We start from the raw sequence: 1,138 nt of genomic DNA on the forward strand, positions 1-1,138 counted from the left end.
AATAGGCGCTATTAAAGATTTCATTTCCTTTCATAAGTCCCCAAAAATTTTGGACAGATTTTAGCCGTTGTTTTTTGTAAATGTATAAAAATTGTAAGTCTCCCTAAACGCTGGATATTTTTTAAGCCATTGTTTTTGTAAAAATATAAAAATTCTCATTCCAATGCTGTTGGTATTGTAATTTTTTTTATTGAAAGGGAGGAAAATCATCACTGGGATCAGGAATTGGTAAGCTTTCCTCTTACAACAAATAATTCATTGGATGTAGATTTACTAATCTTTCATAGGGTCTATAGTTATTGTAATGTTCTAAACTATTTCCCGTACTTCTATCAAATTATTGAAGATCTTGCATCCAGAACTTTCGTTCTATAGATTCTTTTGAAACGTTCCAAAAGCATTTTGAACAGGTTTCTCTGGTTGGATACATCTTATCTCGATTCTATGTTCATGACACCAGTACTAGTTCGTAAAAACACTGCTGATAAACTCAGGACCCTTATATGTCTATATGATCTTGAGTTTATCAGCAGTATTTTTACCGTCTATTCCAACAAATCCACTATATGTATTGCTCCAATGGAAAACTCAATTTCAATACAAATTGTTTCCCTATTGTGGTCATCAATAATATTAAATATTCGAAAGCTTCTCGAATTGAACAATTGTCAAAATTTGATTCTCACTGAATTTACTTTTTTACCTTAAAATTATTTAATCATTCTTTAATTTTAGTGTCAAATTCCGTTCTGTTTTCCAGAGGAGGCACTTATAATTTTCTATAAAATTTTTAAACTTTTTATTTTTTGTAAAAGGCTATGCTAGCATGCTTTGATTAATTCAGGCTGCTATTAATTGGTTTATTTAATTGCAATCATAAAAAGTAAGTTTTTTATGATCTTCTTTTTTAGTCCTTGTTCTACTTTACTATTAAAAAAACAACACATCCTTTTCGTTATCGTCATCTTTTTCATTTGTAACTTCCTGTTTACTAGCAATTAAATCTAAATATTCCGCTATATTTTTCACATTATTCAGTTTAAAAGTCACTGATACATTCAAATCCAGGTTGAATCTTTTAACTATTATCGCTTTAAACTTAATTACTGATAAAGAGTTTCCTCCCAAATCAAAGAAG

1 protein-coding gene is annotated in these 1,138 nt (G+C 29.2%); it reads right to left on the reverse strand.

The features are described 5' to 3' along the window. Positions 1–930: 930 nt before the first annotated feature. Positions 931–1,138 (reverse strand): acyl carrier protein (locus tag GFU89_RS23210; RefSeq protein ID WP_318849378.1); only part of this gene is annotated, 208 nt, incomplete at its 5' end.

It is taken from the genome of Chryseobacterium sp. JV558, from assembly GCF_033712365.1.
GTDB lineage: Bacteria > Bacteroidota > Bacteroidia > Flavobacteriales > Weeksellaceae > Chryseobacterium.